The sequence below is a fragment of the Streptomyces sp. NPDC005799 genome (assembly GCF_040630525.1).
GTDB lineage: Bacteria > Actinomycetota > Actinomycetes > Streptomycetales > Streptomycetaceae > Streptomyces > Streptomyces griseorubiginosus_B.
The window spans coordinates 1-24,547 of record NZ_JBEXXQ010000024.1 but is presented as its reverse complement, the minus strand read 5'-3'; the positions used below and the strand labels follow the sequence as shown (position 1 = coordinate 24,547).

Genomic DNA, 24,547 nt, shown 5'->3' with positions numbered 1-24,547 from the left:
GGAACGCTCACAGGGGCTGCGCGCCACTCTCATACGCGCTGTAATTGCGGACGTGGTCACTGAGGGCGGCGACGGACGCAGAACGAGGACGCTGCGTGCCGAAGGTGCTCTGAAAGCGCTCGCCTCCGGTCCGGGCCCGCAGGAGCGGCTGCACCGGATCCTGGAACAGGCGCTCGTCTTCGCGGGTGCGGCCTTCGCCGCGCTGTACACGCCCGCCGAGGACGGCGACGCCCTGTGCCTGCTGGAGTCGGCGGGCGTGCCCAGGACACTGTTCGGGCTGCGCGACAGCTACCCCCGTGCCGGGCACTCCCCGGTCGCGGACGTCCATCGCTCGGGCGGTGCGGTGTGGCTGGGGCCCAAGGAACTCGCCGAGGGCGCCCAGGCGCGGCGGACACCGGCCGGCGACTTCTCCCTCGCGGTGCTGCCCGCGCGCGGGGGCGACGGCGGCGGCTGTCTGCTGGCCGTGAGCGAGCGGCCCGACGGGTTCGACACCGAGGACCGCAAGTGTCTGGAGCTGATCGCCGACGCCGTCGCCCCGCCCGCCCCGCCCCGCGCCGCCGAGAGCGGCGAGCTGCCCACGGGCTCCTTCAGCCTCGCCATGGACTCCGGCCGGGTCGAGGTCGGCGACGACATCCTGGAGCTGTTCGCCCTCACCCGCGGTGAGTTCGACGGCAAGGTCGAGACCCTGCTGGGCCTGACGGTGCCCGAGGACCTGCCCTCGCTGATGTCGGTGGTGGAGGCCGACCACATGTCCATCGGCGAGCGGGAGCTGGAGTTCCGGGTGCTGCAGCCCTCGGGGCCGCCGAAGTGGCTGCGGCTGCGCGGACGGCTGCTGCCCGGCGGCGAGGGCCGGGCCGCCCGGCTCGTCGGGACCGTCGCCGACGCCTCCAAGCTGCGCTCCGACGTCACCGACGTGGCCCGCGTCCAGCGGCTGGCCGCCGCCCTCGCCACCGCCGGCACGGTCCGTGACGTCAGCCAGGCCGTGGTCTCCGCGCTGCGCAAGCCGCTGCGGGCCGACCGGATCGCGCTCGCCGAGCTGGAGGGCGAGCGGCTCATCGTGACCGTCCTGGACCCGCCCGAGCCGGAGTCCTGGCCCGAGCTGTGGCGCCTGGAGTGGCGCAGCGAGTGGCCCGACGCGCCGGTGCGGGCCATGCCCACCCTCGCCTCCGCCCTGCGGGAGGGCCGCGCCCAGATCTGGCCCGTGGGCACGGTCCTGGAGCCCGCGCTCGCCGAGGTCGGCCCGGGCGGCCTGGCCGTGCTCCCGCTGCCCGCCGGCAACCGCATGGCCGGCGCCTGTCTGATCGGCTGGGACTCCCCGCACGACTTCGGCCCCGACGAACGTGCCCTGCTCACCGCCTCCGCCGGCCTTGCCGGACAGGCCCTGATGCGCGCCCACGCCTTCGACGCCGAGCACGAACTGGTCAGCATGCTCCAGCGCCAGCTGCTCCCGCGCCGCCTGCCCACGCTGCCCGGCGCGGTCGCCGTCGCCCGCTATCTGCCCGCCACGGCCGGCCTGGAGGTCGGCGGCGACTGGTACGACGTGATCCCGCTGCCGGACAACCACGTCGCCCTGATCATCGGCGACGTACAGGGCCACAGCACCGCCGCCGCGACCCTCATGGGCCAGATGCGCACCGCCCTGCGCGCCTACGCCGTCGAGGGACACCCGCCGGACGTCGTGGTCTCCCACGCCAACCGGCTGCTCACCGACATGGAGACCGACCTCTTCGCGACCTGCTGCTATGTCGACGTCGACATGGAGGAGGGCTCCGCCTGGTACGTCCGCGCAGGCCATCTGCCGCCCGTGGTGCGCCATCCCGACGGCACCACCGAGGTGCCCGACACGGACGTCGGCCCACCGCTCGGCGTCGTCAGCCAGGCCGACTTCCCGCTCAGCGTGCTGCGCCTGCGGCCCGGCACGGTGATCGCCCTGACCACGGACGGCCTCGTCGAGTCCGCCGACGCCGACATCGACGCCGGCATCGGCCGGCTGGCCCACGAACTGTCCGTGTCCGACCCCGCCCACCTCGGCCTGGTCGCCGACGCCCTGCTCGACAACGCCCAGCGCAACGACGACATCGCCCTGCTCCTGCTGCGCTACGACGGCATGACGCTGCGCCCGCTGCGCGAGAGCTGGACGATCTGGCGCGTCCCCGAGGCCGTCGGACACGCCCGCCGCTTCACCCGCCGCACCATGCGTGCCTGGGGCGTGCCCCGGGACGACATGGACACCATCCTGCTCATCGTCTCCGAACTCGTCACCAACGCCCTCGTGCACACCGACGGCCAGGTCCGCCTGGACCTCACCCTCCTCGAAAACCGGCTGCGCGTGTCGGTCGCCGACACCTCGCCCCGTACGCCGGTCAAGCCGACCAACATCGGCTGGGAGGCCACCGGCGGCCGGGGCATCCTGCTGGTCGAGGCGATGTCGGAGACATGGGGGGCGGTGCCGGTCAGCGGCGGCAAGCAGGTCTGGGCCGAGCTGCAGGTCAGCAGTCCGTGACGTTGGCCGTGATCAGCCGGAGCAGCTGCTTGGCCAGGGCGTCCTGCTCGGGTGTCAGACCCATGGCGTCACCGATGGCCACGGGGACCGAGCGCGCCCGCTCCCGCAGGGCCGCGCCCTCGCGGGTGAGCCGGATGGCGACGGATCGCTCGTCCTCGGCGCGCCGCTCCCGGCGCAGCAGACCGTTCGCCTCCAGCCGCTTCAACAGCGGTGACAGGGTGCTGGACTCCAGCTGGAGCGAGGCGCCCAGCTCGCGCACGGAGATCGAGTCCTGCTCCCACAGCACGAGCATCACCAGGTACTGCGGGTAGGTCAGACCCAGTTCGTCCAGCAGGGGGCGGTAGCGCGCGGTGACGGCGCGGGAGGCGGCGTACAGCGCGAAGCAGAGCTGATCGTCCAGGAGCAGCGATCCCTCGCTCGGCTCCGCTGCGGTTCGGCTCACGGCACGGCTCCCGGGTGCGGTCCTGATGATGGCGATCACCACTCTAACGTTCGGGTTCGTCCGATTGTATCGCTCACTAATAAGTAGTGCACATATCAAGCGAGCACAAATAAGTTGCGCACGACTTAATTGACCTCTACTCTCCTTGCTGTGCCGCATCGGCCCGGTGACCCTGCCGGAGCCTGCCCGCGGCACTCGACCGAGGAGGCCGCCATGACCGGCACCACCGCACCCCGTCCCGTCCTCGAACCGGCCGCCCAGGCCTTCGTCGAGGCCACCGCCAACCCGCCATACCTCTTCGACCTCGGCCCGGTCGACGGCCGTAAGACCGTCGACGAGGTGCAGTCCGGCGAGATCGCCAAGCCCCCGGTCGACGAGGAGTGGATCACGGTCTCCGGCGGCCCAACCGGTCGGGTCCGCACGCGCATCGTGAGGCCCGCCGGGGCCACCGGCGCCCTGCCGGTGATCATCTACATCCATGGCGCGGGCTGGGTCTTCGGCAACGCCCACACCCATGACCGGCTGGTGCGCGAACTCGCCGTCGGCGCGGGTGCGGCCGTGGTCTTCCCCGAGTACGACCTCTCGCCCGAGGTGCGCTACCCGGTCGCCATCGAGCAGAACTACTCCGTCGCCCGCTGGGTCGTCGAACAGGGCTCGACCAAGGGACTGGACGCCTCCCGCATCGCCGTGGCCGGCGACTCCGTGGGCGGCAACATGACGGCGGCGCTGACTCTCATGGCCAAGCAGCGCGGTGACGTCCCCCTCGTCCAGCAGGTGCTGTTCTACCCGGTGACCGACGCCAGCTTCGACACCCCCTCCTACCACCAGTTCGCCGAGGGCTACTTCCTGCGCCGGGACGCCATGCAGTGGTTCTGGGACCAGTACACGACCGACGAGGCCGAGCGGGCGCAGATCACCGCGTCGCCGCTCAGGGCGTCCACCGAGCAGCTGGCCGGGCTGCCGCCGGCCCTGGTCATCACCGGTGAGGCGGACGTCCTGCGGGACGAGGGCGAGGCCTACGCCAACAAGCTCCGCGAGGCAGGAGTCGCCGTGACCGCCGTGCGCTACCAGGGCATCATCCACGACTTCGTGATGCTCAACGCCCTGCGCGAGACCCACGCCGCCGAGGCCGCCATCAACCAGGCCGTCGCCACCCTGCGCGCGGCCCTCCACACCGCCTGACCACCGCCGCGCCGGGGTACCCGGGGCCCGGACGGCGACGACCGGCGTCGCTGTCCGGACATCGATCCCAGGGCGAAGGAGAGGTACCCCATGCCCCAGCACGTCAGCGACATCATGACCGCCGACCCGGTCACGGTGGAGCCGCAGACCTCCGTGACCGCGGTGGCCCGCCTCATGCGCGACCGGGATCTCGGCGCCGTCCTGGTCACCGACGGCGACCGGCTGCGCGGCCTGGTCACCGACCGCGACCTCGTGGTGCGCGCGCTCGCCGAGGGCGGCGACCCCGAGCAGACCACCGTGGCCGGCGCCTGCAGCGACGACCTGGTCACCGTCGCCCCCGACGACGACCTCGACCGCGCCATCCGCCTGATGCGCGAACACGCCGTACGCCGGGTCCCGGTCGTCGACCACGGCCGCCCCGTCGGCATCGTCTCCCTCGGCGACGCGGCCATGGAACGTGACCCCCAGTCGGCCCTCGGGGACATCAGCGTGGCGAAGCCCAACGACTGAGCAACACCCGAACTTCCATCCGGGGATGCGTGAGGTGGTCTACGCCGGCTCGTACGTCCCGGTGCGGGGCGTGCGCGTGTCGGAGGCCTTCGACTCCACCCTGCACATCAGCTTCGACATCCGCGGCGGCCTGCTGATGCGGCAGACACACCACGGGGCGGCCCTCGTCTTCGTCGCCGCGATCGGGCTGCACCTGCTGTGGATCTTCTTCGCCGGCGCCTTCCGCAGGCCCCGCGAGGCCAACTGGATCATCGGCCTCACCCTGTTCGTGCTCGCTTCCCGGCGATCTGCTGTCCGGCACGGGACTGCGCATCGCCCCGGGCATCATGCTGTCGATCCCCGTCGTCGGCACCTACGTGGCCCTGCTGCTGCCGGGCGCGCTGGTCGGTCTCGTCACCGTGCACCTGATCCTGGTGTTCCACCTCAAGCACACCCAGTGGCGTGGCCCGGGCCGCACCAACGGCAACGCCGTCGGCAAACCTGTACCCGCAGTTCAGCGCCTCCTCCGGCGGCTGTCCCTGATCGTCCTCGGTGTCCTCGCCCTGCTCGGCGGCCTCGCCCAGATCAACCCCGTGGGCCTCGCCCAGATCACCCCCGTGTGGGCCTACGGCCCCTACCGCCCTCGTCCTGGCGCCCGTCGCCGCCTTCCTGGTGACCCGGCGGCTGTGCCACGTCCTCACCGACGCCGAACAGCAACGGCTCGTGCACGGCGTGGAGAGCGGCGAGGTGCGCCAGAGCGTCGAGGGCGGCGGCTACGAGAGCGACCACCACCCGGTCACGGACTTCCGGCCCGGCGCCCCGCGAGCCCCCCTCACTCCCGCGGACCGGACTCCAACGGCCAGGTGCCCTCGGCGACTTCGGCACCGGTGCGGTCCTGGGGCCGCCGCCCCCCGCGCCGGTACTGCACCGCCGTGAAGAACGAGATCAGCGCCGCCATCAAGAAGCGGAATGTTCCGACAGGTGAGTCATTGTCCTCCTCCGGCGGCCCCGGCGACGCTACCGCCGTGGCGCTGCGGCACCTTCGCGCCACGCCTTGCTGTGGGCCGTCAGCGTGGCGTTTGGGGCCCCTGCCGCCGGGGACCCGGTCCGGCAGGAACGAGTCAGAAGGAAGATGAACCGTCGTGACGACCCAGACGAGTGAGAAGGCCGTAACCCGCCGTCCCGAGACCGGCTGGTCGAAGGCCCGGCGACTGCGCGGTAAGGCCGTCCTGCGTACCTGCGTCCCGGCCGTCCTCGACGCCGGGACCACCCGAACGGACCAGTGCGGGCCGGAGGGGAACATCGTGCGGGGCGAGGACTGAGCGGCCCGTCGCACAGCGCCGACGAGCGGCACGACGGGGGAAACCGGCCACCTTGCCGACGATCGCCGTACAGCGGCCGACACTAGCCTCGGACAGATGAAGGCTCTCGTGCTGTCCGGCGGTGCCGGTACCCGCCTCAGGCCGATCACCCACACCTCGGCCAAGCAACTGGTCCCCGTGGCCAACAAGCCCGTGCTCTTCTACGGCCTGGAGTCCATCGCCGCCGCCGGGATCACCGAGGTCGGTGTCGTCGTGGGCGACACGGCCGCGGAGATCGAGGAAGCGGTCGGCGACGGCTCCAAGTTCGGCCTGGAGATCACCTACATCCCCCAGGAACGGCCCCTCGGACTGGCCCACGCGGTGCTGATCGCCCGCGACTGGCTCGGGGACGACGACTTCGTGATGTACCTGGGCGACAACTTCGTCGTCGGCGGCATCACCGCTCTCGTCGAGGAGTTCCGCGGCAGCCGGCCCGACGCCCGGATCCTGCTCACCCGGGTGGCCGATCCCCGCTCCTTCGGTGTCGCCGAACTCGACGCGGCCGGCCAGGTGGTCGGTCTGGAGGAGAAACCGGAGCACCCCAAGAGCGACCTGGCGCTCGTCGGCGTGTACCTGTTCACCCCGCTCATCCACGAGGCGGTACGCGCCGTCCGGCCCTCCTGGCGCGGCGAACTGGAGATCACCCACGCCATCCAGCACCTCATCGACACCCGTGCCGACGTGCGCTGCACGGTCATCGAGGGCTACTGGAAGGACACCGGCAACGTCGTCGACATGCTCGAGGTGAACCGGACCGTCCTGGAGGGCGTCGAGCCCAGGATCGACGGCGAGGTGGACGTCGAGTCCGAGACGATCGGCCGGGTCGTGGTGGAGGAGGGCGCGCGGGTTCTTCGCTCACGGATCGTCGGGCCCGCGGTGATCGGCGCGGGCAGCGTCGTCGAGGACTCCTACGTCGGCCCCTTCACCTCGGTCGCGGAGAACTGCCGGATCACCCACAGTGAGCTGGAGTTCTCCATCGTCCTGCGGGATTCGTCGATCGTCGGAGTGGGCCGGATCGAGAGTTCCCTCATCGGCAGGCACGTCGAGGTGACACCGGCGCCGAGCGTGCCCAGCGCCCACCGGCTCGTGCTCGGCGACCACAGCAAGGTGCAGATCCGTCGGTGAAGGGGGGCTCGACACGAGGTGGCCGACGAGTTTCACGAAGAAGGCATGATTGGGCGGAACGGCTTGGCTCACAGCGCGTACAGAGGTAGGTTCGTCGGCACGATGATCGCCCTGGAGCCCCGCCGCGAGCCCCGGGGGTGTCGTCGATGACCTGCGCGGGCAGCCGGCCTGGAGCGGCGCCGGTGCCCCTGTTGCACCAAGCACTTTCCCGGATCCGCAAGGAGTCCCTTCGTGAATCGCCATGAGTTCCTGCGGGAGCTGCACAAGGCCACAGCCAACCGCAACTACCTGGAGATCGGAGTCAACGACGGCCGCAGTCTGAAGCTGTCGCGCGTCCCCAGCATCGCGATCGACCCCGCGTTCAAGGTGGTCACCGAGCTCAAGGTCGACGTGCACCTGGTGCGGGCGACCAGCGACGACTTCTTCGCCCGTGAGAACCCGCTCGCCCACCTCCGCAGCGGCCGCCACCCCGTGCGCAACCTCCGCCGTGGCCGCAGCCCGCTCGGCTACTGGCGGCGCACCACCCTCGACCTGTCGTTCATCGACGGCATGCACCTGTTCGAGTACGCGCTGCGCGACTTCATGAACGTCGAGAAGCACTCCGACTGGGCCAGCGTGATCGCCTTCGACGACATGCTGCCGCGCAGCGTCGACGAGGCGGCCCGCGACCGGCACACCCAGTACTGGACCGGCGACGTCTACAAGGTCATCGAGATCCTGGGCCGCTACCGTCCCGACCTCACGATGGTGCTCGTCGACACCCAGCCCACCGGTCAGCTGGTCGTCTTCGGCGCCGACCACGAGAACACGGTGCTCAAGGACAAGTACGACGAGATCATGGCCGAGTTCAACGTCCCGGACCCGCAGAAGGTGCCCGAGGCGATCCTGGAGCGGGTGAAGGCGGTCAAGCCGGAGACGCTGCTGGAGGCGGACTTCTGGGCCCCGCTGGCGCGGGCCCGCAACCTCGGCCTGAGCCGCAAGCGCGGCCTGGAGGCGCTGCGCAAGGCCCTCGAGCCGTTCGCCGTCAGCCGCTGACCCGGTCGGGTGTCCGCTCCGCGCCGCGCCCCAGGATCGCGGCGAGTGCGCGCTTCGCCCTGCGGACCAGTCGGCGCAGGGGCGAGGCGCGTGGGGTGCGGACCGCCCTGACCGTGTGCGCGTCCGCGTGCAGCGCGAGCGGCAGCGGCAGGAAGCGTGGGTCGGCTGCCCCGGGGGTCGCGCACAGGGCGGTACGCCAGAGCGCGCCGCTCAGCTCGCCGGTCGGCAGGTCGGCCTCCAGCAGGGCACCGTCCGTGGCCGGGGAGAGCAGGGCCGGCGTGTCCAGCGACCGGTGCGCCGAGGTGAGCCGCAGCACCGCCCCGGTGTCGCCGGGGACGTACAGCGGCAGCGGGGCGCGCAGTCGGCCCCCGGAGACGGTGACGGTCTCGGGGGCGAGCCGGTCCAGGCCGAGCCGCCTGCTGGCGCGGTCGACGTCCAGGGACAGGTTGCCGTGCTGGTCCGTCCAGTACGGCAGCACCACGTGCCCGCCGGTCACCGCGGCCGACGTGGCGGCACGGGCCTTGCGCGGACCCGGGCCGATCCGGGCCTCCATGGTCCAGCCGCCCAGCCTGACCCGGGCGTAGGTGTCCCACAGCCCGGCGTGCAGCGGGCCGCCGGCCACCGCGCGGGCCGGGTCGACGGCGGCCGTGGCCCGCAGCACCAGCCGGACGTTCCGGCTGTCCTCGACCGGCACGATCTCCCGGGTGACCTCGACCGGCTGGAAGTACTGGGCACCGCTGGAGCGCTCGCGCACCAGCAGGTCGAAGGAGGCCCTGCCGAACCGTCCGACGGCGGCGGCACCCACCCAGCCCACCGCCGAGGGCACGTCCGGAGGGGGTCCCTCCAGCGGGGCGCGGCCCCCGCCACCGGGGAACACCAGCGGCGCACCGTCCGCGGTGAGCTCGGCGGCGACCTCGACGCGCAGCACACCTGCGTGCCAGTCGAGGCCGGCGGGCGCTGCCGTCAGGGCCAGACGCGCCTCCCACTCGGCGAAGGCCACGACATCGTCGTACCGGTCGGCGGCGATCAACGCGGCGACCACCTGCTGGGTCGGCGGCAGGCCCGCGGCGACCCCCGGGCCGAAGCGCTCGGTGGTGATGTCGTGGATCTCCTCGAACAGCCTGCGCCGGTGGTCGTCCGGCTGGGCGAGGAAGCGACGGCCGCGCAGCCGCTCCACCATCTCCACACGCAGCCACCGCCGGTGCAGTGAGTCCCGGACCCGGCCCGCTCCGGTGTACCGCTCGACGACGTCGAGGGCGTCCCGCAGGTCCTTGAAGTAGCCGGCGGGGTCGATCCGCCCGGCGCTGTCGTCGGCCACCGGATCGCGGTGCACGTAGTAGCAGACGTAGTCGCCGAGCACCGAGACGTTGGCGGCGCGCAGATAAGCCTCCACCACGAAGACGTGGTCCTCCAGGCGCCTGCGGCCCTCGGGGAAGCGCAGACCGGTCTCGTCGACGAACGCCTTCCGGAACATCTTGTGCGCGCTGAGGCTGTCGATGAGCGGGGCGTCGGCGACCGAGGCGCGCGGCCGGTTGCGGCGGAACAGCTCCACCGGCACCGAGCGGCCCCGTCCCGCCATCTTGCCGACGACCACGTCGGCGCCGTTGGCCACCCCGTAGTCGTACATCCGCTCCAGGGCCTCGGCGCCGAGGGAGTCGTGGGTGTCGACGAACATCAGGTACTCGCCCCGGGCGGCCGCGATGCCGACGTTGCGTGGCTTGCCCGACCAGCCGGAGTTCTCCTGATGGAGCACCCGGACCCGCGGCTCCGCGGCGGCGAGGGCGTCGAGCCGGGCCGGGGTCGGGTCGGCGGAACCGTCGTCGACGAGGACCACTTCGTACTCGTCCGGGGGGAGGGACTGGCCGAGCAGCGAGGCGACGCAGTTCTCGAAGCGGGGCCCGGGATCGTGGACCGGGACGATGACACTGACCTTGACCTGCATCGGGCTTCCGAGCCCCCTCGGGTCGTTCGCCGTGTGTGGTGCGGTGGCCAGATGCTAACCCGATCGAGGGCCCCGTCCCACAGCGCCCCGCCCGCTGATCGTTTCGCCGGATCGGCTCAACTGCAAGTCTTGGCAAGGCGTTCCAGGACCTCGTCCGTGGCGCCGGTCTCGCCCAGGCGGGGAGCGCCCCGGTTGCGCCGGCCTGGAGGTCGATCACGACGAGGGCGTTTACGGCTTGGCGAGCCGTTCCAGCAGGGTCAGCCCGTCGAGGACCGTGCGCCGTTCGTCCTCGGTGTACCGGTCCTGCAGAGCACGGGCCAGCCACTCCTCGCGCGCCTGGCGGTCGCCCTCCACCCGCAGACGCCCGGCCTCGGTCAGGGTGACGAGCTGGCGGCGGCCGTCATCCGGGTCGGGACTGCGCCGGATCAGGTCCTGCCGGTCCAGCGCGGCGAGCGTGGTCGCCATCGACTGCGGCCGCACGCCCTCGGCGGCGGCGAGCGCGCTGGCCGTGGCCGCACCGTGCTTGGCGACGAGGGTGAGCGCGGAGACCTGCGGGGGAGTGAGCTGGTCGTCCTCCGCGACCTCCCTCAGACGCCGCCGCAGGCGGCTGAAGACGACCCGCAGATCCCGCGCGGCACGCGCGGCGGACTCGGAGATGCCCTCGGGAGCGCCGGTGGGCTGTGCATCCATGCCCTCACCTTAGAACTAGGCTGGTCGCGTGCGTCTTCTGCTGATGTCCGACACCCACCTCCCGAAGCGCGCCAAGGAACTCCCCGCCCCGCTCCTCGCGGAACTCCCGCGCGCGGACGTCGTCTTCCACGCCGGGGACTGGGTCGACACCGCCACCCTCGACCTACTGGAGAGCCGCAGCCGACGTCTCGTGGCCGTGTACGGCAACAACGACGGGCCCGAACTGCGCGCCCGGCTGCCCGAGGTGGCGTACGCAGGGATCGGCGGCCTGCGTTTCGGCGTCGTGCACGAGACGGGAGCCGCCCAGGGCCGCGAGACGCGCTGCGCCGCCCGCTTCCCGGACCTGGACGTGCTGGTCTTCGGGCACAGCCACATCCCGTGGGACACCACCGCCCCCGGCGGCCTGCGCCTGCTCAACCCGGGCTCCCCGACCGATCGCCGCCGCCAGCCCCACTGCACGTACCTGACGGCGGAGGCGGCCGACGGGCGGCTCACGGACGTGGAACTGCACCGTCTGCCACCGAGGTGACGGACAGCGGTTCGTACGGGGATTCCACACCGTCGCGCTCGGAGCCGCCGGTATGTACGCGGCCGCCGCGCTGGTGGCGCTGCTCATGCTTCCCGGGGCGCTGGTCCCGGGCCGGGAACGGTGATCCGCGAGGCGTGTCCCGACAAGGGTCCGGGCCGCTTCAGGCGTTGGGAAGCGGCCCGGGCGCTGCGAGTGTGCGCTGTCACGGACCTCCTTCCCGCAGAGGTGCTGTGCCATGGGAGGCGACAAAGCCTCCGTTGCGCGGCGCCTACCCATCCAGGCGCGGCTCACACATGGAAATTCGGTGGAATCCCATCCGTCGCCCCGGTGAACTGGTCCGCGTGCTGATCGACGAGACACTCGTACGCCGTCTGCTCACCGCCCAGTTCCCGCAATGGGCCCACCTCACCGTCGTACCGGTGCCGCAGTCCGGCATGGACAACGCGACCTTCCGGCTCGGCGACGACCTCTCCGTACGACTGCCCCGCTACGCCCACTGGGCCGGACAGGTCGACCGCGAGCACCGCTGGCTGCCACGCCTGGCACCGCACCTGCCGCTGCCCGTCTCCGAGCCCCTCGCCAAGGGCGCACCGGGCGAGGGCTACCCCTACCCCTGGTCGGTCCACCGCTGGCTGGACGGCACGACCGCGACACCCGAAGCCGTCGACGACCCGATCGGCGCCGCCCACGTCCTCGCCGGATTCCTCACCGCGCTCCAGGCCGCCGACGCCACCGGCGGACCCGGCCCCGAGCAGAGCAACGCCTTCCGGGGAGTGCCCCTGGGCGACGGCCGTGACTCCATCGCGGCGGAGGCCCGCGTCCGACCCAAGATCGAGGCGCTGCGGAACACGGGCCTGGTCGACGCGGACGCGGTCACCGAGGTGTGGGAGGCGGCCCTCGCCGCACCCGCCTGGCACAAGCCGCCGGTGTGGATCCACGGTGACCTCGACGCCGGGAACATCCTGATGAACGACGGCAGACTCAGCGCCGTCATCGACTTCGGCACGCTGGCGGTGGCCGACCCCGCGGTCGACCTGGTGCCCGCGTGGAAGTTCCTGCCCGCGCGGGCCCGGGACGTCTTCCGCGAGGCAGTCGGCGCCGACGACGCGACCTGGGCACGTGGCCGCGGGTGGGCCCTCGCGGGATCCCTCCCGGTCCCCGACGACCCCTACTTCCGGGACCACCCGGCCCGCGTCACGGCGGCCGTCCGCCATGTGGAGCAGATCATCGCCGACCACCGGCGCGACGCCGGCCGACGCCGGGCTTCAGTGGCGCCGTAGCCGCCGCAGCCCCAGGAACGCCAGGACGGCCAGCCCTACCGCCGCCGCCCCGGCCGCTGCCCGCTTGGCCACCGGTACCCCGGCCGTGCGGAGCAGGTCGAGGGGTTCGGGCTCCGCCGGCTCCGCCTCCGCTCCCGCCGGCTCCTCGACCGCCGCCGGGGCGGCGGGCCCGGTGATCTTCTCCGACAGGCACTGGGCGAACTGGCCGACGAGCCGGTCGCCCACCTCCGCCAGCACCCCACGTCCGAACTGCGCCGGCCGCCCGGTCACCGTCAGGTCGGTGCGCACCGACACGGCCGTGCCGCCGTCTCGCTCGCTCAGCGTGCCGGTCACGGTCGCGCGGGCGGTGCCCTGACCGCGGGTCTCGCGGCCGCTGGCGATCAGCACCATGCGATGCGCCGCCTCGTCCTGTTCCTCGAAGACGGCGGTGCCCTTGTAGGTCACCGTGATCGGACCGACCTTCACCTTCACCGCCCCGGTGACGGTCTTGCCGTCGTACTCCTCGACGGTCGCCCCTGGCATACAGGGCGCGACCCGCTCGATGTCGAGGAGCGTCCGCCAGGCGTCGTCGACCGGGACCGGCACGCTGAACTCGTGGTGCAGTTCCATGACTTCCTCCAACGGGCGTTACGTCGACGGATGGATGGCCCCTCCGGTGGCCGCCAGCGGAGCCCCGGTGCCGCCCCAGCGCAGGGCGACGATCTCCGCGGCGACGGACACCGCGACCTCCTCGGGTGTCCGGGCTCCGAGGTCGAGGCCGACCGGTGAGCGCAGCCGGGCCAGCTCGGCCTCGGTGAGCCCGGCGTCGACCAGGCGTTTCATGCGGTCGTCGTGGGTACGGCGGCTGCCCATCGCCCCGATGTACGCGGCCGGCCGGCGCAGTGCCTCCTCCAGCAGGGGCACGTCGAACTTGGGGTCGTGGGTGAGCACGCAGATCACCGTGCGCTCGTCGGTGTCGGTGCCGCGCAGATAGCGGTGCGGCCAGTCGACGACCACCTCCACGGCGTCCGGGAAGCGCTTGGGTGTGGCGAACACCGGACGGGCGTCGCAGACGGTGACCCGGTAGCCGAGGAAGCTGCCGATGCGGGCGACCGCGGCCGCGTAGTCGATCGCGCCGAAGACCAGCATGCGCGGGGGCGGCGCGAAGGAGTGCAGGAACACGCTGACGGTGTCCTCGCGGCGTTCGCCGTGCGGGCCGTAGTGACGCAACCCCGTGGCGCCGAGGGCGAGTTCGCCGCGCGCGTCGGCGGTGACGGCCACGTCCAGACCGGTCGAGCCCAGCGTGCCGGAGACCTCCTGCGGCCAGACGGCGAGCGTCGCGCCGACGGCGGCGGGCCCGTCCGTCACCGTCGCCAGCGTCACCGGACGGCCCGCCTCGACGGACTCGGCGACGGCCGCGAAGGCCGGGTCGGTCTCCCGCGTCACCGGCCGGACCAGCAGGGTGATCTCACCGCCGCAGGTCAGTCCGACGGCGAACGCGTCCTCGTCGCTGTAGCCGAACGTCTCAAGACGCGCCTCGCCGCTCTCCACGACCTCCTTGGCGAGCTCGAACACCGCTCCTTCGACACAGCCCCCGGAGACACTGCCCACGACCTCGTCCCCGGGCCCGACCGCCATGGCGGCGCCGGGATCGCGGGGCGCGCTGCGGCTGACGCCGACGACCGTGGCGAGCCCGAAGGGGACCCGCGCCGCGTACCACTCGCTGAGTGTCGGCAGGATCTCACGCACGCTCCGCTCCTTTCCTCGGGGCATGCTCGGCCCCTCGTACCACCGCCGCGAGTCGTTCCAGGGCCGCCAGGCTGTGCCCCTCGACGAACGCGTCCACGCTCGGCAGCGCCGCCGCCATCCCCGCCGCGAGCGGCGCGTAACCGGGCCGAGCCTTGCGCGGGTTGGCCCAGACCACCCGGTGCGCCAGCCGGTGCAGTCGGCGCATCTGGGCGCCCAGCAGCTCCGGGTCGCCCCGCTCCCACCCGTCCGACAGCAGCACCACGACCGCGCCGCGCGCCATGCCCCGCTGCCCCCAGCGGTCGAGGAACTCCCGCAACAGCTCCCCGAGCCGGGTACCCCCGCGCCAGTCGGGCACCGCCTCGGCGAGCGCGCTCATCGCCAGGTCGGGGTCACGGTGGGACAGCTCGCGCGTCACCCGGGTCAGCCGCGTGCCGATGGTGAAGACCTCCGTGCGGCTGCCTCGGGCGGCCGCGTGCGCGAAGCGCAGCAGGGCGTCCGCGTACGGCGCCATCGAACCGCTGACGTCCACGAGCAGCACCACCCGCCGGGGCCGCTCCGCCCGGCTGTGCCGCCGCAGCCGGGCCGGCTCGCCCCCGCGCCGCAGCAGCTCCCGCACGGTCCGGTGGGGATCGACCTCACCGCGCCGGGCGGGCCGTCGCCGCGCGCTGCGCCGCGCCTCGCCGGGCAGGGTGAACGCGGCGAGCAGCCGGCGCAGCTGCTCACGCTCGGCGGAGCCCAGCTCGGCGACGTCGCGGTGACGCAGGACCTCGGTGGAGCTGGCGAGGGCCGCGGCGGGCGGGGCGTCGTCGCGCTCGTCGCGCGCGGCGGTGCCCGGCACGGGACCCTCCCGTACGACGAGCCGCAGCCGGGGTGGGGGTGTGGCGGGCGCGGTCCGCCGGGCGCGCGGAGCCTCACCGAAGTAGGCGGCGAACACCCGCTCGTAACGCTCCAGGTCGTCGTGGCCGCCGCACAGCGTCAGCCGTCCCGCCCAGTACACGTCCGCCCGCATCCCGGGCCGCAGCTCGTCCACCGCGCGCAGGAAGGTGTGCACGCGCTCGGCGCTCGCGTCGACACCGGCGGCGCGCAGGGCACGGGCGAAGCCGAGCAGAGCGGCGTCGGCCCCGGGACGCGCGGGGGCGTCCCGGGGCCGCGGGGCGCGGGCCGGCCCACCGAGCCCGCCGCCCGTCACCCGCCCCGCGCCGCCCGAGCCCGTGCCGTCCACGACCCTCACGCCCCCCGGGCCGCGAGCACCGCCGCCAGGTCCAGGCCCCGCGCCCGCTCCGCGTCCTCCCGGTACTTCAGCACCGAGCCCAGCGTCGCCACCGCCAGCTCCGCGTCCACCTCCGTCGCGCCCAGGGCGTCCAGGGCCTGCGCCCAGTCGATGGTCTCCGCGACGCCCGGGGGCTTGAGCAGGTCCTGCGAGCGCAGCGCCTGCACCAGGGCGGTCACCTGTTCCGCCAGCCGGGCCGAGACCCCCGGCAACCGCCGCCGCACGATGGCGAGCTCGCGGGCGAAGCCGGGATGGTCGAACCAGTGGTACAGACAGCGCCGCTTGAGCGCGTCGTGCACCTCGCGGGTGCGGTTGGAGGTCAGGACGACCACCGGAGGGACCTCGGCGCGCAGCGTCCCCAGCTCCGGGATGGTCACCGAGAACTCCGACAGCAGCTCGAGCAGGAACGCCTCGAACTCGTCGTCCGCCCGGTCGATCTCGTCCACCAGCAGCACCGACGGATTCGTCTCCAGCGCCTTGAGCAGCGGCCGGGCGACCAGGAAGCGACGGTCGTACAGCTCGCTCTCCAGCCGGTCCGCGTCCCGCACCCCCGCCGCCTCGGCGGCCCGCAGATGCAGCAGCTGACGGGGGAAGTCCCAGTCGTACAGGGCCTGCGAGGCGTCGATGCCCTCGTGGCACTGCAGCCGGATCAGCGGGGCGTCCAGCGCCTCGGCGAGGGCGGAGGCGAGCGCGGTCTTGCCGACGCCCGCGTCGCCCTCGCAGAAGATCGGCCGGTGCAGCCGCAGGGCCAGGAAACAGGCGAGGGCCAGTCCGTCGTCGACGAGGTACCCCGTCGCCTCCAGACGGGCCCGCACCTGGTCCGGGCCGCTGATCTCACCGATCGCCGTTCACCCCATTCCGGCGGCGGCCAGCACCGCGCGCCGGGTGAGCACCCGGGCCAGATGCTCCCGGTACTCGGGCGAGGCCGCGGTGTCCTGCGCCGGATGAGTGCCCTCCGCCGCCGACTCCACGGCCCGCGCCACCGACCCGGTGTCCCCGGCTCCGGTCAGGGCCGCCTCGGCCGCCGTGGCGCGCAGCGGGGTCGCGCCCATGTTGGTCAGGCCGATGCGGGCCTCGGCGATGTGCCCGTCGTCGCGCCGCACCAGCGCGGCCACGCCGACGGTCGCCCAGGACTGAGCCACCGGGTGGAACTTCTCGTAGTGGAAGCCCCAGTCGTCCGCTTTGGGCAGCCGCACCTCCACCAGGAGCTCGTCGGGTTCGAGGGCGGACTGCAGATAGTCGACGAAGAAGTCGCCGGCCGCGACGGTGCGCCGCCCGCGCGGGCCCTGGGCCACCAGTTCGCCGCCCAGGGTCAGGATCACCGCGGGCAGGTCCCCGGCCGGGTCGGCGTGCGCCAGCGAACCGCCCAGGGTGCCCCGGTGCCGTACGGCCGGGTCCGCGACCGTCGCCGTGGCCGCCGCCAGCAGGCCCGCGTGGCGGCGGACAAGCGGGTCGGTGACCACGTCGTGGTGCGTGGTCATCGCGCCGATGACCAGCGTGTCGCCGTCCTCGCGCACCCCGCGCAGCTCCGGGATGCGGCCCACGTCCACGACCAGCTCGGGGAAGGCCAGCCGCAGCCTCAGCAGCGGCAGCAGGCTCTGCCCGCCGGCCAGCACCTTGGCCTCCTCGCCGGCCTCGGCGAGCGCGCGCACCGCCTCGTCGACGGAGGCCGGACGGGCGTACTCGAACGCCGGAGGAATCATGACCGGGCCTCCCTCACCGCTCGCCACACCCGCTCGGGTGTACAGGGCATCCGCACGTCGTGGACGCCCAGCGGCCGCAGGGCGTCCACGATCGCGTTGACGACCGCCGGGGTGGACGCGATGGTCCCCGCCTCGCCGACTCCCTTGACGCCCAGGGGATTCGAGGTCGCCGGCGTCTCCGTCCGCTCGGTCACGAACTCGGGCAGGTCCGCCGCCGAGGGCACCAGGTAGTCGGCCATCGTGCCGGTGACCAGGTTGCCCTCGTCGTCGTAGACGGCCTCCTCGAACAGCGCCTGCGCGATGCCCTGCGCGAGCCCGCCGTGCACCTGGCCCTCGACGATCATCGGGTTGACCACCCGGCCGACGTCGTCCACGCAGACGTACGACCTGATCTTCGTCTGCCCGGTCTCCGTGTCGACCTCGACCGCGCACAGATGGGTGCCGTGCGGGTAGGAGAAGTTGTCCGGGTCGACCAGGTGTTCGGCGTTGATGGTGGGCTCCATGCCGTCCGGCAGGTCGTGCGAGGTGAACGTCTCGAACGCGACCTCCTGGATCGTCTTACGTGCCTCCGGGGAGCCCTTCACGGAGAAGACACCGTCCGCGAAGTCCAGGTCCTGCTCGCTCGCCTCCAGCAGGTGCGCGGCGATCTTCCGGGCCTTCGCCACCACCTTCTGCGCCGCGTGGTGCACGGCCGCCCCGCCCACGACCAGGGACCGCGAGCCGTAGGTGTCCATGCCCTGCGGCGCCGCCCTGGTGTCGCCGTGCACGACCTCGACGTCCTCGAAGGGCACCCCGAGCACGTCCGCGGCGATCTGGCTCCAGGAGGTGACATGGCCCTGCCCGTGCGGACTGGTGCCGGTCACCACCTCGACCTTGCCGGTGGGCAGCATCCGGATGGTCGCCGCCTCCCAGCCACCGGCCGCGTACCGCAGATCGCGCAGCACCCGGCTCGGGGCGAGCCCGCACATCTCGGTGTACGTCGAGACACCGATCCCGAGCCGGACCGCGTCCCCGCGCGCCGTGCGGTCGGCCTGCTCGGCGCGCAGCTTGTCGTACTCGAACAGGGCGAGCGCCTTGCCGGTGGCCGCCTCGTAGTTTCCGCTGTCGTAGGTCAGACCGGCGACGGTGGTGTACGGGAACTCCTCGTGCCCGATCCAGTTCCGCCGCCGCAACTCCACCGGATCCAGGCCGACTTCGGCCGCCAGCTCGTCCATGATCCGTTCGATGGCGTACGTCGCCTCGGGGCGTCCTGCGCCGCGGTAGGCGTCGGTGGGCGTGCGGGTGGTGAAGACGCCGGTGCAGGTGAAGTCGTAGGAGTCCATCTTGTAGATCGCCGGGTACATGAACGCGCCCAGGATCGGGATGCCGGGGGTGACGAGCATCAAGTACGCGCCCATGTCGGTCAGCAGGTCGACCTTGAGGCCGAGGAGCCTGCCGTCGCGCATCGCGGCGATCTCGACGTCCTGGATCATGCCGCGGCCGTGGTGGGTGGCGAGGTAGCCCTCGGAGCGGGACTCCGTCCACTTCACCGGGCGGCCGATGCGCCGCGCCACGGCGAGCGCGATGGCCTCCTCGCCGTACACCTGCAGTTTCGAGCCGAAGCCGCCGCCCACGTCGGGGGCGATCACCCGCAGCTTGTGCTCGGGGATCCCGGTGACGACCGCCAGCATGATCCGCAGGATGTGCGGGATCTGGGTGGACGAGTACAGCGTGTACTCGCCGGACGCGGCGAGCGGGGTGACGACGACCGCGCGCGGCTCCATCGCGTTGGGGATCAGCCGCTGGTGGACGTAGCGGCGCTTGACGGTCACCTCGGCGCGCTGCCGTACGGACTCGAAGTCCTCGCCGGTCTTCAGTGGCCAGACGTAGGAGCGGTTGGTGCCCTTGTCGGAGTGGACCAGCGGGGAGCCCTCGGCGAGCGCGGCCTCCAGGTCGAGCACCGGCGCCAGCGGCTCGTAGTCGACCTCGATCGCCTCCAGGGCGTCGGCGGCCGCGTACCGGTCGCGGGCCACCACGACCGCCACCGGGTCGCCCGCGTAGCGCACCTCGTCGACCGCGATCGGCGGGTGGTCGGGCAGCACGATGTCCTCGGTGACGGGCCAGGCGCAGGGGAGGGAACCGAGTCCGTCCAGGTCGCGTCCGCTGAACGCGGCGACGACGCCCTGGCGTTCGAGGGCGGGGGAGACGTCGACCCGCTCGATGCGGGCGTGGGCCATGGGGCTGCGCAGGATCGCCAGATGGAGCAGTCCGTTGACGCTGATGTTGTCCGTCCAGTTGGTCTGGCCGGTGATCAGCCGGGCGTCCTCCTTGCGGAGCCGGGCGCGGCCGACCTCGGATTCGACGGCCTGATCGGTCATGCCGTCACCTCCTGACCGGAGGCGGCCATCACGGCCCGCACGATGTTCTGGTAGCCGGTGCAGCGGCACAGATTGCCCTCCAGGGCGTGCCGCACCTCGTCCGACGAGGGGTGGGGGTTCTCCCGCAGCAGGTCGCGGGCCGCCATCAGCATGCCCGGGGTGCAGTAGCCGCACTGCAGCCCGTGCTTCTCGTGGAACGCCTTCTGCAACGCGGTCAACTCGCCGTCGCGGGCCAGCCCCTGGACGGTGGTGACCTCGCCGCCGTCCGCCTGCACCGCGAGGACCGAGCAGCTCTTCACGCTCACGCCGTCCAGGTCCACCGTGCAGGCCCCGCAATTCGAGGTGTCGCAGCCGATCGGGGTGCCGGTCAGGCCCAGGCGGTCACGCAGGTAGTGGATCAGCAGGAGACGGGGTTCCACCTCGTCCTGGTATGTCGTGCCGTCCACTTTCACCGAGATACGGGTCATCTGCCCTCCCAGGAGACGGGGCGTGATGTAGGTCACTCTAGGGCCGTCGGGGGGAGTGGGCGAGTGCTGCGCCCGGGTTCGTTGAGCGTTAATCCATTGCTGTCGGCGGCGGCCGTCTGCTGCACTTCTCGGGTACCTGTCACCGCACGTCCCAGGAGCAGCAATGCGCGCACCGCTCATGTCCGCCCAGGAAGGAACGACCCCCTCGTCGAAGGACATGACGCTTCGTGCACCTGCTCAACCTCGGAATCCTCGCCCATGTCGACGCCGGTAAGACCAGCCTGACCGAGCGGCTGCTGCACTCGGCCGGAGTGATCGACGAGATCGGCAGCGTCGACGCCGGCAGCACCCGCACCGACACCCTCGCGCTCGAACGGCAGCGCGGTATCACCATCAGGTCCGCCGTCGTCTCGTTCCCGATCGACGACGTCACGGTCAACCTCATCGACACACCCGGTCACCCGGACTTCATCGCCGAGGTGGAACGCGTCCTCGGCGTGCTCGACGGCGCCGTCCTCGTCGTCTCCGCGGTGGAGGGCGTCCAGGCCCGGACGCGGGTCCTGATGCGGACCCTGCGACGGCTGCGCATCCCGACCCTGCTGTTCGTCAACAAGATCGACCGCGGCGGGGCGCGCTACGACGGCGTGCTGCGCGTGATCGCGGAGCGGCTGACGCCGGCGATCGTGCCGATGGGGACGGTCGAGGGGCTCGGTACGGCCGGGGCACGGGTCGTGGCGGGGATGGGGGCGGGGGCGCTCGAAGTGCTGGCGGAGCATGATGAGGAGCTGCTGGCGGCGTATGTGGAGGGCAGTGGTATGTCACATGCCACTGAAAGTCCCCGTGCTATGCCACATGCCACTGAGCATTTCAGTGCTGTGTCACATGCCACCCTCCACGCCGCCCTCACCGCCCAGACCCGCCAATCCCTCGTCCACCCCGTCTACTTCGGCTCCGCCATCACCGGCGCCGGTATCGACGCCCTCGTCAGCGGCATCAAGGAACTCCTTCCCCCGTCCGACGGCGACCCCGACGGCCCGCTCTCCGCCACCGTGTTCAAGGTCGAGCGGGGTCCGGCGGGGGAGAAGGTGGCGTACGCCCGCCTCTTCTCCGGCACCCTGCGCACCCGTGACCGCCTCCCCTTCGGCGAGGCCCACCATGAGGGCAGGATCACCGCGATCAGCGTCTTCGGCCACGGCACCGACGCCCGAGCGGACGCCGTCCCCGCCGGACGCATCGCCCGGCTGTGGGGTCTCGCGGACATCCGGATCGGCGACGCGATCGGCGAACCCCGAAAGGCGTACGAGCGCTTCTTCGCGCCACCGACCCTGGAGACGGTGGTCGTCCCGGGCCCGGACACCGACCGGCGCGCACTGCACGTCGCGCTCACGCAGCTCGCCGAGCAGGACCCGCTCATCGACCTGCGCCACGACGAGGTGCGACAGGAGATCTCCGTGTCCCTCTACGGTGAGGTGCAGAAGGAGGTCATCCAGTCGACCCTCGCCGACGAGTACGGACTCGACGTCTGCTTCCGTGAGACCACTCCCATCTGCGTCGAGCGGCCGGTCGGCTCGGGCGCGGCGGTGGAGTTCAACAAGAAGGAGCCGAACCCGTTCCTGGCCACCGTCGGCCTGCGCGTCGATCCCGCGCCGACCGGAGCGGGCGTCGACTTCCGCCTGGAGGTGGAGCTCGGCTCCATGCCGTACGCCTTCTTCAAGGCGGTCGAGGACACCGTGCGCGAGACCCTCGGTCAGGGCCTGCACGGCTGGCAGGTCACCGACTGCACCGTGACCATGACCCATGCGGGTTACTCGCCCCGGCAGAGTCACGCCCACCAGGGCTTTGACAAGAGCATGTCGAGCACCGGCGCCGACTTCCGCGGGGTCACCCCGCTCGTGCTGATCGAGGCGCTGCGCCGGGCGGGGACGCGGGTGTATGAGCCCCTGCACCGCTTCCGGATCGAGGCTCCGGCCGACGCGCTGGGCGCGCTGCTGTCGGTGCTGGCCGCGCTGCGGGCCGTGCCGCGGACGACGGTGACGCGGGGCGCCGGCTGCGTCCTGGAGGGTGCGGTCCCGGCCGGCCGGGTGCACGAGCTGGAGCGACGGCTGCCCGGACTCACGCGTGGCGAGTGCGAGTTGGAGACCGCGTTCGACCACTACGCACCGATCACCCAGGGAACCGTTCCCGAACGCCCGCGCACCGACCACAACCCCCTCGACCGCAAGGAGTACTTGTTGAACGTGACGCGTCGAGTGGGGAGTTGAGGCTGCAGAGGGGGGACGTACCCGAAAATCCTGAAACTTACTCAAGAGTCAGAAGTATTGACGGTGTCCGGAAATCCCCGGACTGTAGTGGACATGCCGAATATCCGGACACGTCTGCTCGTTGTGCTGGTTGTCCTCTTCGGATCCCTGACGATGGCGGGCGTGCCGTCCGCCTCCGCCGCCACCACCGTCCCCGACTCCCTCTGGTTCGACGGATCGACCCTGACCGTGCAGAACGGCAGGTTCGTCGACGGCAACGGCCGCGAGGTCGTCCTGCGCGGCTACAACGTCTCCGGCGAGACCAAGCTGGAGGAGAACAGCGGCCTGCCCTTCGCCTCGGTCGCCGACGCGAAGAAGTCGGCCACGGCGCTGCGGGCGCTGGGCGGCGGCAACTCGGTCCGCTTCCTGCTGTCCTGGGCTCATGCGGAGCCCACCCGGGGCACGGTCGACACCACCTACCTGGCCGCCGTCACCGACCAGATGCGGGCCTTCCTGGACGCGGGCGTCCGGGTCTACCCGGACTTCCACCAGGACCTCTACTCCCGCTACCTGTTCAACTCCGGCAGCTGGTACACCGGTGACGGTGCCCCCAAGTGGGCCGTGTCGCTGGGCGGTTACCCCCAGGAGTCCTGCGGGATCTGCCTGTTCTGGGGCCAGAACATCACCCAGAACCAGGCCGTGACCAAGGCCCAGTACGACTTCTGGCACAACGCCTACGGTCTGCAGGACTCCTTCCTCGACACCGCGCAGAAGACCATGGCCTACGTCCAACAGCACGTGAACGACGCGGAGTTCGCGGGAGTCGTCGGCTTCGACCCGTACAACGAGCCGTACGCGGGCAGCTACGACTCGGGCCAGACCAGCCGCACCTGGGAGCAGAACCTGCTGTGGCCCTTCTACCAGAAGTTCCGGGCCCGGATGGACGCCGCCGGCTGGCAGGACAAGCCCGCCTTCGTCGAGCCGAACCTCTTCTGGAACTCCAACATCAGCTCCCAGAAGCAGGAGGGCGGACTTCTCGACGCGGGCACGCTCGGTTCGCGGTACGTCTTCAACACCCACTTCTACGACCAGAAGGCCATCTCCGGGATCCTGATGTGGGGCAACGCGTCCGACGGCCAGTACGCGACGGACTTCGCCGCCGTCCGTGACCGTGCCTCGGCCGCCGGAACGGCCGCCGTGGTCAGCGAGTTCGGGCATCCGCTGTCCGGCTCGGTCTCCGGGAAGGCTCCGACCGTCGACAAGGCGATGTACCAGGCCCTCGACTCCCGTCTGCCGGGCTCGAGTTGGTGGAGCAACCCGGCCGCCTCCGGATCGGTGCTCTCCGGCAACCAGTGGCAGTGGGACATCTACAACGGACGCCACCACGAGCTGATGAACGACAACCCGGACAAGGTGCAGACCTCCGGCGACGCCTGGAACGACGAGGACCTCTCGGTGGCCAGGCTCGACGACTCGGGGACTGTGACGCTCCGTCAGGACGCCCGACTCCTCGACCGCGTCTATCCGAGCGCCACGGCCGGCACCACCCTCGCGTTCACCTACGAGGACCGCTCACGCGACGGCTCGACGACCCTCACCTGGAATCCGGTGCCGAGCTCACTGCCGAACGTGTCCCAGCTGGTCGGCTCCGGCCAGTACGGGCTGCTCGTATGGCGTTCGGGCTCCGGAACCGCGCCGACCGAACTGCACCTCCCCGCCTCCTTCCCGACCGCCACGACCACCGTGGTCTCCGACCTCGGCACGGTGTACGGCCCCCCGGCCTACACGACGTCGACACCGGTCGCCGCGGCTCCCGAACCGGGCGGCACGGGCAGCCGCCGGCTGCTGCTCACCGACTCCGACTCGGGCGTCCCGCACTACGCCCTGGTGACCAACGGCGCGACCTCCCCCTCGGCGAGCCTCCTCGCCGCGGCGAAGTCCGAACTGGCGTCCTGGGCGACGTCCCATTTCTGACCGGGTCGCGATGACCGCCGGGACGGGCGCCTGGCCGGGGCCCTCTCCGCCCCGCCCGCCCGGCGCTTCACGACGGCCTCGCCGCCCCTGTACGTGGTTGGCGATGGGGTTCGTCCGGGCAACAGGACGGGGGGGGGCCCCGGGGGGGCCGCGGCCGCCGCCCCCGGGGGGGGCCGGGGGGGAGAGGAAGACCACACGCCGGAAAACCAAGAACAGGACACAGATTGACG

At 72.2% G+C, this 24,547-nt stretch carries 22 protein-coding genes and 1 pseudogene; 11 read left to right on the top strand and 12 right to left on the bottom strand.

Annotated features, from left to right (window positions below):
• The first annotated feature begins 52 nt into the window (after positions 1-52).
• Positions 53-2,503 carry a SpoIIE family protein phosphatase gene (locus ABZ453_RS23630; RefSeq protein WP_359017352.1) on the top strand — a complete coding sequence of 817 codons (2,451 nt, stop codon included), beginning with the start codon at positions 53-55 and terminating at the stop codon, positions 2,501-2,503.
• Here the strand turns inward: ABZ453_RS23630 and ABZ453_RS23625 are convergent.
• Complete coding sequence (locus tag ABZ453_RS23625) at positions 2,490-2,945, bottom strand: MarR family transcriptional regulator (RefSeq protein WP_359017350.1); 456 nt, start codon at positions 2,943-2,945, stop codon at positions 2,490-2,492. The two genes, ABZ453_RS23630 and ABZ453_RS23625, sit on opposite strands and share 14 nt — an antisense overlap.
• A 213-nt stretch (positions 2,946-3,158) precedes the next feature.
• Between ABZ453_RS23625 and ABZ453_RS23620 the strand changes: the two genes are divergently transcribed.
• From ABZ453_RS23620 to ABZ453_RS23610, 3 genes and pseudogenes are all read left to right on the top strand, one after another.
• Positions 3,159-4,127, top strand: coding sequence for an alpha/beta hydrolase (locus tag ABZ453_RS23620; RefSeq protein WP_359017348.1), 969 nt, complete (start codon positions 3,159-3,161; stop codon positions 4,125-4,127).
• A 90-nt stretch (positions 4,128-4,217) separates the two neighbouring features.
• Complete coding sequence (locus ABZ453_RS23615) at positions 4,218-4,637, top strand: CBS domain-containing protein (RefSeq protein WP_359017346.1); 420 nt, start codon at positions 4,218-4,220, stop codon at positions 4,635-4,637.
• Between the two features lie 13 nt (positions 4,638-4,650).
• Positions 4,651-5,206 (top strand): annotated as a pseudogene (locus ABZ453_RS23610) (cytochrome b N-terminal domain-containing protein); the annotation flags it as partial.
• A gap of 19 nt (positions 5,207-5,225) precedes the next feature.
• On the opposite strand, the gene ABZ453_RS23605 reads toward ABZ453_RS23610, so the two are convergent.
• Both ABZ453_RS23605 and ABZ453_RS23600 read right to left on the bottom strand, forming a co-directional pair.
• A complete protein-coding gene (locus ABZ453_RS23605) occupies positions 5,226-5,408 on the bottom strand; it encodes a hypothetical protein (RefSeq protein ID WP_359017573.1) in 183 nt (60 codons plus the stop codon).
• Positions 5,409-5,448: 40 nt separating this feature from the next.
• The gene (locus ABZ453_RS23600; protein ID WP_359017571.1) at positions 5,449-5,574 is read right to left on the bottom strand and encodes a hypothetical protein; all 126 of its coding nucleotides are present in this window, start codon (positions 5,572-5,574) and stop codon (positions 5,449-5,451) included.
• Positions 5,575-5,758: 184 nt separating this feature from the next.
• Between ABZ453_RS23600 and ABZ453_RS23595 the strand changes: the two genes are divergently transcribed.
• The 3 genes from ABZ453_RS23595 (at position 5,759) to ABZ453_RS23585 (ending at position 8,137) form a co-directional block, all read left to right on the top strand.
• Positions 5,759-5,938: a hypothetical protein gene (locus tag ABZ453_RS23595; RefSeq protein ID WP_359017344.1), complete on the top strand. Its 180-nt coding sequence runs from the start codon at positions 5,759-5,761 to the stop codon at positions 5,936-5,938.
• 96 nt (positions 5,939-6,034) lie between these two features.
• The gene (locus tag ABZ453_RS23590) at positions 6,035-7,102 is read left to right on the top strand and encodes a glucose-1-phosphate thymidylyltransferase (RefSeq protein WP_359017343.1); all 1,068 of its coding nucleotides are present in this window, start codon (positions 6,035-6,037) and stop codon (positions 7,100-7,102) included.
• A gap of 231 nt (positions 7,103-7,333) precedes the next feature.
• Positions 7,334-8,137, top strand: a complete 804-nt coding sequence (locus ABZ453_RS23585; protein ID WP_359017341.1) for a class I SAM-dependent methyltransferase — start codon at positions 7,334-7,336, stop codon at positions 8,135-8,137.
• Here ABZ453_RS23585 and ABZ453_RS23580 read toward each other — a convergent pair.
• Together ABZ453_RS23580 and ABZ453_RS23575 are read right to left on the bottom strand one after the other, a co-directional pair.
• Positions 8,127-10,079 (bottom strand): glycosyltransferase family 2 protein, encoded by a 1,953-nt coding sequence (locus ABZ453_RS23580; RefSeq protein ID WP_359017339.1) that lies wholly within the window; start codon positions 10,077-10,079, stop codon positions 8,127-8,129. The two genes, ABZ453_RS23585 and ABZ453_RS23580, sit on opposite strands and share 11 nt — an antisense overlap.
• 228 nt (positions 10,080-10,307) lie before the next feature.
• Complete coding sequence (locus tag ABZ453_RS23575) at positions 10,308-10,769, bottom strand: MarR family transcriptional regulator (protein WP_359017337.1); 462 nt, start codon at positions 10,767-10,769, stop codon at positions 10,308-10,310.
• A gap of 28 nt (positions 10,770-10,797) precedes the next feature.
• Between ABZ453_RS23575 and ABZ453_RS23570 the strand changes: the two genes are divergently transcribed.
• Both ABZ453_RS23570 and ABZ453_RS23565 read left to right on the top strand, forming a co-directional pair.
• A complete protein-coding gene (locus tag ABZ453_RS23570; protein ID WP_356949356.1) occupies positions 10,798-11,298 on the top strand; it encodes a metallophosphoesterase in 501 nt (166 codons plus the stop codon).
• A 293-nt stretch (positions 11,299-11,591) separates the two neighbouring features.
• The gene (locus ABZ453_RS23565) at positions 11,592-12,578 is read left to right on the top strand and encodes an aminoglycoside phosphotransferase family protein (RefSeq protein ID WP_359017334.1); all 987 of its coding nucleotides are present in this window, start codon (positions 11,592-11,594) and stop codon (positions 12,576-12,578) included.
• On the opposite strand, the gene ABZ453_RS23560 is transcribed toward ABZ453_RS23565, so the two are convergent.
• The 7 genes from ABZ453_RS23560 to ABZ453_RS23530 all read right to left on the bottom strand — a co-directional run bounded on the left by ABZ453_RS23560 (position 12,564) and on the right by ABZ453_RS23530 (position 20,103).
• Positions 12,564-13,187, bottom strand: coding sequence for an SRPBCC family protein (locus tag ABZ453_RS23560; protein ID WP_359017332.1), 624 nt, complete (start codon positions 13,185-13,187; stop codon positions 12,564-12,566). The two genes, ABZ453_RS23565 and ABZ453_RS23560, sit on opposite strands and share 15 nt — an antisense overlap.
• An 18-nt stretch (positions 13,188-13,205) precedes the next feature.
• Complete coding sequence (locus ABZ453_RS23555) at positions 13,206-14,306, bottom strand: XdhC/CoxI family protein (RefSeq protein WP_359017330.1); 1,101 nt, start codon at positions 14,304-14,306, stop codon at positions 13,206-13,208.
• The gene (locus tag ABZ453_RS23550) at positions 14,299-15,414 is read right to left on the bottom strand and encodes a VWA domain-containing protein (protein WP_359017565.1); all 1,116 of its coding nucleotides are present in this window, start codon (positions 15,412-15,414) and stop codon (positions 14,299-14,301) included. The genes ABZ453_RS23555 and ABZ453_RS23550 overlap by 8 nt, the downstream gene beginning before the upstream one ends.
• A gap of 119 nt (positions 15,415-15,533) precedes the next feature.
• Positions 15,534-16,418 (bottom strand): MoxR family ATPase, encoded by an 885-nt coding sequence (locus ABZ453_RS23545; RefSeq protein WP_359017563.1) that lies wholly within the window; start codon positions 16,416-16,418, stop codon positions 15,534-15,536.
• Positions 16,419-16,424: 6 nt separating this feature from the next.
• The gene (locus ABZ453_RS23540; protein ID WP_359017328.1) at positions 16,425-17,279 is read right to left on the bottom strand and encodes a xanthine dehydrogenase family protein subunit M; all 855 of its coding nucleotides are present in this window, start codon (positions 17,277-17,279) and stop codon (positions 16,425-16,427) included.
• Positions 17,276-19,636 (bottom strand): molybdopterin cofactor-binding domain-containing protein, encoded by a 2,361-nt coding sequence (locus ABZ453_RS23535; RefSeq protein WP_359017326.1) that lies wholly within the window; start codon positions 19,634-19,636, stop codon positions 17,276-17,278. Before ABZ453_RS23535 ends, ABZ453_RS23540 begins: the two co-directional genes overlap by 4 nt.
• On the bottom strand, positions 19,633-20,103 hold the full coding sequence (locus tag ABZ453_RS23530) for a (2Fe-2S)-binding protein (protein ID WP_359017324.1): 471 nt from the start codon (positions 20,101-20,103) through the stop codon (positions 19,633-19,635). The genes ABZ453_RS23535 and ABZ453_RS23530 overlap by 4 nt, the downstream gene beginning before the upstream one ends.
• 227 nt (positions 20,104-20,330) lie before the next feature.
• Here ABZ453_RS23530 and ABZ453_RS23525 point away from each other — a divergent pair, with 227 nt between their 5' ends.
• Together ABZ453_RS23525 and ABZ453_RS23520 are read left to right on the top strand one after the other, a co-directional pair.
• Complete coding sequence (locus tag ABZ453_RS23525) at positions 20,331-22,364, top strand: translation factor GTPase family protein (RefSeq protein ID WP_359017322.1); 2,034 nt, start codon at positions 20,331-20,333, stop codon at positions 22,362-22,364.
• 93 nt (positions 22,365-22,457) lie between these two features.
• Positions 22,458-24,317, top strand: coding sequence for an endoglycosylceramidase (locus ABZ453_RS23520; RefSeq protein WP_359017320.1), 1,860 nt, complete (start codon positions 22,458-22,460; stop codon positions 24,315-24,317).
• Positions 24,318-24,547: the final 230 nt, after the last annotated feature.